Raw genomic sequence first — 8,030 nt, 5'->3', positions numbered from 1 at the left:
CGTCGCGCATCACCACGATCTTGTCGGCCATGGTCATGGCCTCGATCTGGTCGTGGGTCACGTAGACGATGGTGGTCTTCAGCCGCTGGTGCAGCTCCTTGATCTCGATGCGCATGGTCACGCGCAGCTTGGCGTCGAGGTTCGAAAGCGGCTCGTCGAAGAGGAAGACCTGCGGATCGCGCACGATCGCCCTTCCCATGGCCACGCGCTGGCGCTGCCCGCCCGAGAGCTGCCGGGGGAAGCGGTCGAGCAGATGCGAGAGATCGAGGATGCCGGCGGCGCTCTCGACCTTCGCCCTGATCTCCTCGGCCGGCCGCTTGGCCATCTTCAGCGGAAAGCCGATGTTGTCGAAGACGGTCTTGTGCGGATAGAGCGCGTAGGACTGGAACACCATGGCGATGTCCCGTTCCTTCGGCAGCACGTCGTTGACGACCCTTCCGCCGATCGAGATCTTGCCGTCGCTGATCTCCTCGAGGCCAGCCAGCATCCGCAGGAGCGTGGACTTGCCGCAGCCCGAGGGGCCGACGAGCACGACGAATTCGCCGTCCTCGATGTCGACGCTGACGCCGTGCATGACTTCCACGGAACCGTAGCGCTTGATGACGTTGTCGATGGTAACTCCGGCCACGTCGGTCCTCCCTATTGCGGCAGCTCGATCTGCATCTTCACGTCGGCCGGAGGGGCGGACGCGGCGATCTCGAAGGCGCGGACGCTGTCGTCGAAGGCGAAGGTCCGGGTGATGAGCGGCTTCACGTCGATCGTGCCCGACGCGAGCATGGCGACGCAGCGCGGAAAGACGTGGGCGTAGCGGAAGATGTTCTCGACCCGCGCCTCGCGGATCATCGCCGCGCCGGCGTCATAGGCGATCGGGTCGGGCTGGCCGCCGATCATCACCACGCAGCCGCCCGGGGCCAGCGGCTCGAAGACCCTGGCCGCGGCATGGGGCGAGCCGGTCGCCTCGAAGACGAGGTCGCAGCCCCAGCCGTCCGTATCGGCCCGGAGGCGCTCGGCGATGTCCTCGCGGCCCACGTTCACGCCGGTGATCGCGGGGCTCAGGCTCTCGGCGATCTCGAGCTTCTTCTCGGCGAGATCGGTGACATAGACCCGCGCGCAGCCGGCCGCGAGCGCGGAGAGCGCGGTCACGAGCCCGATGGGCCCGGCGCCCATGACCACGGCGATGTCGCCGGGCCTGACCCGCGCCTTGGTCGCCGCGTGAACGCCCACGGCGAGCGGCTCAACCATGGCGGCCTCGGCGAAGCTCACCGAATCTGGGAGCCTGAAGGTAAAGGCCTCGGGGTGGGTGCAGGTCGGCCGCAGGATGCCGTGGATCGGCGGGGTCGCCCAGAAGCGCACCGCGGGGTCGACGTTGTACATCCCCAGCCGGGTGGCCCTGGAATTTGGGTCCGGGATGCCGGGCTCCATGCAGACCCGGTCGCCCGGCTTCAGCGTGGCGACCTCGGAGCCGGTCTCGATCACCGTGCCCGAGGCCTCGTGGCCGAGGATCATCGGCGCCTCGACCACGAAGGGGCCGATCCTGCCGTGGGTGTAGTAATGCACGTCGGAGCCGCAGATCCCCACCGTATGCAGCTTGATCCGCACGTCGCGGGGGCCGAGGCCCTCCTCCGCCGCCTCGATGGGGAAATCGCGGAGCGAGAGCTCGTCCTTGCGTTCGAGGACCAGGGATTTCATCGCTCACCCCCTCCTTACGATATGGACGGCGATGGCCAGCGAGAGGGCGTTGCCGATCCAGATCGACAGGCCCGCGGGCTCGAGAAACCGGAACCAGAGCAGCGAGATCGCGACCCAGATCACCACGCCGATGAAGCAGCGGTCGAACCAGTTGGTCTGGATCGGGAGGAAGCCGGCCCGCTCCCGGATCGCCGGGGCGTCCTCTTCGGATACGTCGATGGGGTCGATATCCTGCGAGTTTGCCATGGGATCACCCTTTCACCGCGCCGAAGGTGAGGCCGGCGACGATATGGCGCTGCACCAGGCTGAAGATGATCAGCGCCGGGATCAGCGTGAAGACCGATATCGCGGCCATGATGCCCCAGGACGTGCCGGTCGTGGTGATGTATTCCGACAGGCCGGTCGTCAGCGTGCGGGCGTTGAAGTTCGTCAGCGTCGCCGCCAGCAGGTATTCGTTCCAGGCGAAGACCCAGGTCAGGATCAGCGTGACCGCGAGGCCCGGCCGGCAGAGCGGGAAGACGATTTCGGTGATCACCTTCCAGGAACTCGCGCCGTCGACGAAGGCCGCCTCGTCGAGCTCCTTCGGGATGCCGTCGAGCGTCGGGCGCAGCGTCCAGATCGCGAAGGGCAGGTTGAAGGTGCAATAGACGAGGATCATGCCGGTCCGGGTGTCGAGCAACGTGAAGTTCCCGATCCGGTAGACCTGGGTCAGCAAGAGGAAGAGCGGCAGGAGGAAGACCGCCGGCGGGGCCATGCGGTTGGTGATGGTCCAGAAGAAGATGCTCTCCTTGCCGCCGAAGTCGAAGCGCGACAGCGCGTAGCAGGCGAGAAAGCCGAGCGTGGTCACCAGGAGCGCGTTGCAGGAGGAGATGATCAGCGAATTGAGCATGTAGCCGCGCAGCGTGCTGTCGTTCAGCACGTCGATGTAGTTCTGCCAGTAGGCGGAGCGCAGGATCACTTCCGGGGTGGAGAAGAGCTCCACCGCCGGCTTCACCGAGATCACGAAGAGCCAGTAGATTGGAAACAGCGTCAGGAAGCTGACGAAGGTCCAGAACAGGACCGAAAGCCACGGGTTTCCACGCTTCATCGGCTCAGTCCTTCTTGGGGTTGCGCGGCGCGAGCATGCTCACGTAGAGCAGCCAGCAGACCACGATCGTGAGATAGAGCACGATCAGCGAGACGGCCGAGCCGTAGCCGTAGCTCGTGCGCGGGAACACCTCCCGGAAGATGTGCACGCCGAGGAAGCGGGTGGCCGAGCCCGGGCCGCCGCCGGTGAGCATGAGCACCTCGTCGACGATCCTGAGCGCGTCCATCAGCCGGATGAAGACGGTGGCCATGAGCGCGGGCAGGATCATCGGCAGGGTGATGTGCCAGAAGATCTGCCGCTTGCCCGCGCCGTCGATCTGCGCCTGCTCGAAGGGGTCGGGCGGCAGCGAGACCAGGGCGGCGATCAGCGTCAGGGTGACGAGCGGCGTCCAGTGCCAGATGTCCATGATCACGGTCACCACGAAGGCCGCGACCGCGCTCTGGCCGATGTTCAGCTCGTAGCCGAACCAGCTGTCGAGGAAATGCGGGATGATGCCGATCGAGGGCGTGGTCATCAGCTTCCACACCGAGCCGACGATGATCGGCGCCATGATGAGCGGCAGCGTGTGGATGGTGCGGAAGAAGGCCTTGCCCGGGAAATCCTTCATGAAGGCCTGGGCGAGAAGATAGCCAATGACCAGCTCGCTCAGCACCGCGAAGGTCACGAAGGCCAGCGTCACCCCGAGCGACGCGAGGAAGCCGGGGTCGAATACGAGCTTCCGGAAGTTGTCGGCGCCGATGAAGATGATGTCGGGATTCACCGCGGCCGGGTTCCACTGATGGAACGACAGCCAGATGATGTAGAGGAAGGGGACCACGCCGAAGAGGAAGAGGATGATCATCGTCGGAGCGAGCAGTATCCAGCCGAGTCTGTTGGATCGCATCTGCCTGACCCCCCTGGTTGCGATGCACGGGCTGTTCGGGTTCCGCCGAGGCGGCGCGGGGCGGGCCGCCGCGAAACGGCGACCCGCATCTGCGGAGGATGCCTACTGGCGGTAGCCGAGGTTGCTCAGCTCTTCCTCGGCCTGGGCGGCCATCATGTCCAACCCCTCGTCGACGGAGAGATCGCCGGTCAGGATCTGGTAGAAGGTCGGCGCCGTGGCCTCGATCACCTGCCGGTGGAACGGATAGGGCGGGGCGCCCTTGAAGAGGCGGCCGTCGTCGCGCAGCATCGAGTAGTAGCCGCCCAGTTCCGCGTCGAGCGCCTGGACGCTCGGCGCGTCATAGGTGGAGGTCAGGGTGATGCGCGGGGCGGCCACGGCCCATGCCTCCTGCACCTCCGGCAGTGCCATGAACTGCAGGAAGAGGAGCGCGGCGTCCTGATTGCCCGAGGTCACCGGCAGGCCGAAGGCGCCGCCGTCGTAGTAGCCGACATAGCCCTCGCCGCTCTCGGCGGCTTCCATGACGCCGTCGGAGAGGGGCGGCAGCGCCACGCCCACGTTGCCGACGACCTTGGACTGGGATTCGTCCGAGGCGATCCAGGCCGCGTTCTCGCCGTAGATCAGCCCCTGGGCGACCCGGCCGGCCGCGAAGGTGGTGGCGGTCTCGGACCAGGTGGATTGCACCGATTCCGGCGGCGCGATGTCGCGCAGGTGGAGCCACCAGGTCAGCGCCTCCTTGGCGGTGTCCGAGTTCATGCTGCCGCCGTTCTCGACCGAAGCGGCGTAGTTGTTCCCGGCGTCGATGCCCCAGTTGTAGACGCCGAAGGTCGGCGCGACGGATTCGAAGAACTCGTACCAGGAGGCCGGGTGCCCGGTATGGGCCTGGGCCGTCGTGCCCCAGAGATCCATGTCGTGGTCCTTGCCCCATTGGGTGAAGAACTCGGCGATCTCGGTGTATTCCTCGTGGGTCGTGGCCGGCGCGAGCGGACGGCCGTATTGCGCCTCGAAGGCGGCCTGGACGTCCGGATCGTTGAACAGGTCGGTCCGGTAGAGATAGATCTTGATGAAGGCCTCCATCGGGATCCCGAAGAGGTCGCCGTTGTCGCCCCGGAAGTTGTCCGCGAAGGTGGTGAAGTTCTCCTCCGAGAAATTCGCCGCCTTCAGCTCGGGCTTCTCGTTCAGCGCCGCGGTGATATCCACCAGGAAGTCGCGCGCGAGGTAGAAATAGATGATGTCCTGCTCGATATAGACCATGTCATAGATGCCGGTCTGGGCTTCCATGTCCTTGATGGCCTTGTCGTACATCTGGTCCCAGGAGGTGGTCTCGATGTCGACGCCGATGCCGGTCAGTTCCTCGAACTTCGGTGCGAGAACGTCCGAGATGAAGTTGGACGGCGGCGTCGATTCCGTCACGCCCCGGAGCGTCACCCCGTCGAACTGCGCCCCGGCCTCCTGCCACCATTCGGCATTCTCGATCGGCAGATCCTGCGCGACCACGGCGCCGGTCGCCAGCGCGAGCGCCAGCACGGACGCGCTGAACCTCAATGCGATTTTCATGGACTTCCTCCCTGGTCGGTGACGCCACTCCTCGCGAGTGGCGCCCTTCGGGCAGGGGAAGAAACGCACCCTTGCCCACCGCTCCAGTAAACAGGTGTATGCTCTTCGATGCAAGAGCATTTGCATCTGCAATGGTTGTGATGCAGATGTATTATGTGCATTCTGAACGAACCAGCCGCGACCGCGCCACCTCCGAAAACGGGAAGGTCCCGACATGTCCCCGGACGCGCATGACGACAGCGACGCCTTCCTGAGCGAGGTGTGCTGGCATTATTTCGTCAACGAGATGACCCAGGCCGAGGTTGCCAGGGCGCTCGGCGTGACGCGGCTGCGGGTCAATCAGGCGATCCAGCGGGCGCGGCAGCTCGGCATCGTGAAGGTGCAGATCGAGTCGCCCCTCCTGGCGCGGCTCGAGCTCCAGGAGCGGCTGCAGGCCGACCTCGGGGTGAAGAAGGTCCTCGTCGCCCCGGCGCATCGCGACGCCTATGATTGCCACGTGCCCGCCGGTGCGGCCCTTGCGAAATACCTGGTCGAGTGCCTGAAGGCCGGGTCCTGGAGCAAGATCGGCGTCGCATGGGGCATGACGCTGCAATGCGCCTCCGAGAGGATCGCGCGGCAGCCCCAGCCGGGCCTCGAGATCGTCTCGATGATCGGCGGCACCACGACCGGCGCTTCCTTCAACGCCTTCGGCATCGCCTCCGGCTTCGCCGAGCGCTTCGATGCGCATTATTCGCTGCTCGCAGCGCCGATCTATCTGTCGGAGGGCGTGGACCGCGACGTCTTCCTCTCGCAGGAGATCTTCCGCAGCCATTTCGAGAAATGCCGGGCGCTCGACGCCGCGGTCCTGGTCGTCGGCGACGTCTCGCCGCGCTCCTATCTGGTCTCGAACGGATTGCCGAAGGAGGTGGCGCCCAGGGACCTGACCGCCGCGGGGGCCGTGGGCGATCTCCTGGGGCATTTCCTGGATCAGGAGGGGAACGAGATCCCGCATCCGCTCAACCAGCGCACAATCGGCGTCGATCTGGAGATGCTGGCGGCGATCCCGTGGAAGATCCTCGCGGCCGCCGGGCCGCACAAGGTCGACATCATCCGCGCGGCGACGAGGCGCGGGCTCGTCGATGTCCTGATCACCGACGACGTCACCGCGGAACTGCTGGCCGAACCCTGAGAGCCGGTCTCGCGCATGCAGTTTGTTGCGTTGCAGCACAAACAGGATTTCGTGTCCTGATGCCGGGATTCATCGCTAAACCTGCGTCCAAACGGTGGTCTGTTGCGCATTGGATGGCTGGTGCAGGGCGGCGGCCCCGGCGTGTGACATAATATGTTGTGATAAGCATCAAATCAGTGTATCTCGTTTCCCGGGTGACCGGACGGGAGGGAATCGGACCATGAGGCGTTTGGGGATCCACTCGTTCGTGTGGACCGGCGGCCAGACCCAGGACGGCCTGGAGATGGCCCTCGAGAAATCGGCCGAGCACGGCTACCGGATGATCGAATTCGCCTATCTCCGCCCGGAGCGCTTCGACCTCGACCGCCTGTCGCGGAAGGCGCGCGGCCTCGACATCGAGATCGTGGTGACCATGGGACTCCCGGCAGAGGCCGACGTCTCGAGCGAGGATGCGGCCGCGGTGGCGAAGGGCAAGGCGCTGCTCTCGGATGCGGTGAAGGCGGTTCGCGACATCGGCGGCATCCGGCTCGGTGGCATCCTCTATTCCATGCACGGGAAATACGCCCGCCAGCCGACCCGGCGGGGCTGGATGAACAGCGCCGAGACCATCGCCGCGACCGCCGAGGTGGCGAAGGACTGCGGCGTCGAGATCGTGCTCGAAGTGGTCAACCGCTTCGAATCGAACCTTCTCAACACCACGGCGCAGGGCCTGAGGTTCCTGCGCGACACCGGGCGCGACGATGTCTTCCTGCATCTCGACTCGTTCCACATGAACATCGAGGAGGCCGATCCCGCGGCCGCGATCCGCCTCGCCGGCGACAAGGTCAGCTATTACCACATCGGCGAGAACTACCGCGGCTATCTCGGCACCGGCACCGTCGATTTCGATGCGGTCTTCGGGGCGCTGATCGACATCGGCTACGACCGCGACATCGTCTTCGAGAGCTTCTCGACCGCGATCGTGGACGAGGGCCTGTCGCTTGTCTGCGGCATCTGGCGCGATACCTGGACCGACAACGATCGGCTGGCGGCCCATGCCAGGACCTTCATCGAGATGAAGTGGCAAGAGGCGCAGAGGCGGCACGCCACCAACGCGGGGGCCTGACCGCGCCCGGTCCGCCGAAAGAGGAGCCGCGAGGCAAGCGACCGCAGCGATGAGCGATTTCTCCTCCCTTTCCAGCTCTCCCCGCCGCGTGCGGCAGGCCAATGTCGCCGCCGCCCTGCAGGCGATCTTCGCCGGCCGGCAGCTCAGCCGCGCCGATCTCGCGCGGCAGCTCGGCCTCAACCGCTCGTCCTCGGGGAACATCATCTCCGAGCTCGTCGGCAACGGGCTGGTGCGGGAGGTTGCCGAGGATGCGCCGAAGCCGACCCGCGCCGGAAGGCCGGGCATCCTCCTCGAACTCGTCCCGGAGGGCGCCTGCTTCATCGGCGTGGAGATCGGGGTCGAGCACATCACCGCCCTGCGCATCGGCCTCACCGCCGAGGTGAGCGACGTCCGGGTGGTGCCCTTCGACGGTCGGCACGCGCCGGTGGCCGAGGCGGTCGACCGGGCCGTCGCCATCGCCCTCGACGGCATCGCCTCCGGCGAGATCGAGCGCTGCGAAGGCTTCGGGCTGGCGACGCCGGCGCAGATGGACCGGCGGGGGCGC

At 66.1% G+C, this 8,030-nt stretch carries 8 protein-coding genes and 1 pseudogene; 3 read left to right on the top strand and 6 right to left on the bottom strand.

Features of this window, described 5'->3' with window-relative positions; translation table 11 throughout:
- The 6 genes from V7050_RS15495 to V7050_RS15470 form a co-directional block, all read right to left on the bottom strand.
- Positions 1 to 628, bottom strand: a 628-nt coding sequence (locus V7050_RS15495) for an ABC transporter ATP-binding protein (RefSeq protein ID WP_324410797.1), incomplete at its 3' end; no start/stop codon positions are given.
- Between the two features lie 11 nt (positions 629 to 639).
- Entirely contained in the window at positions 640 to 1,689 is a 1,050-nt protein-coding gene (locus tag V7050_RS15490; protein ID WP_324365711.1) for an NAD(P)-dependent alcohol dehydrogenase, read from the bottom strand.
- A gap of 3 nt (positions 1,690 to 1,692) precedes the next feature.
- Positions 1,693 to 1,935: a DUF2160 family membrane protein gene (locus V7050_RS15485; protein ID WP_324365713.1), complete on the bottom strand. Its 243-nt coding sequence runs from the start codon at positions 1,933 to 1,935 to the stop codon at positions 1,693 to 1,695.
- 4 nt (positions 1,936 to 1,939) lie between these two features.
- Positions 1,940 to 2,776 (bottom strand): carbohydrate ABC transporter permease, encoded by an 837-nt coding sequence (locus tag V7050_RS15480; protein WP_324365715.1) that lies wholly within the window; start codon positions 2,774 to 2,776, stop codon positions 1,940 to 1,942.
- Between the two features lie 4 nt (positions 2,777 to 2,780).
- Positions 2,781 to 3,659 (bottom strand): carbohydrate ABC transporter permease, encoded by an 879-nt coding sequence (locus tag V7050_RS15475; protein WP_324374634.1) that lies wholly within the window; start codon positions 3,657 to 3,659, stop codon positions 2,781 to 2,783.
- Between the two features lie 102 nt (positions 3,660 to 3,761).
- Positions 3,762 to 5,213 (bottom strand): extracellular solute-binding protein, encoded by a 1,452-nt coding sequence (locus V7050_RS15470; protein ID WP_324374632.1) that lies wholly within the window; start codon positions 5,211 to 5,213, stop codon positions 3,762 to 3,764.
- A 214-nt stretch (positions 5,214 to 5,427) separates the two neighbouring features.
- Between V7050_RS15470 and V7050_RS15465 the strand changes: the two genes are divergently transcribed.
- From V7050_RS15465 to V7050_RS15455, 3 genes and pseudogenes are all read left to right on the top strand, one after another.
- Entirely contained in the window at positions 5,428 to 6,381 is a 954-nt protein-coding gene (locus V7050_RS15465) for a sugar-binding transcriptional regulator (RefSeq protein WP_324374630.1), read from the top strand.
- Positions 6,382 to 6,601: 220 nt separating this feature from the next.
- Positions 6,602 to 7,486: a sugar phosphate isomerase/epimerase family protein gene (locus tag V7050_RS15460; RefSeq protein WP_324374628.1), complete on the top strand. Its 885-nt coding sequence runs from the start codon at positions 6,602 to 6,604 to the stop codon at positions 7,484 to 7,486.
- A gap of 49 nt (positions 7,487 to 7,535) precedes the next feature.
- Positions 7,536 to 8,030, top strand: a pseudogene (locus V7050_RS15455) (hypothetical protein); the annotation flags it as partial.

Source organism: Amaricoccus sp. (assembly GCF_036846665.1).
GTDB lineage: Bacteria > Pseudomonadota > Alphaproteobacteria > Rhodobacterales > Rhodobacteraceae > Amaricoccus.
The sequence above is the reverse complement of the archived record's forward strand: the minus strand, read 5'-3'. Positions and strand labels throughout refer to the sequence as shown.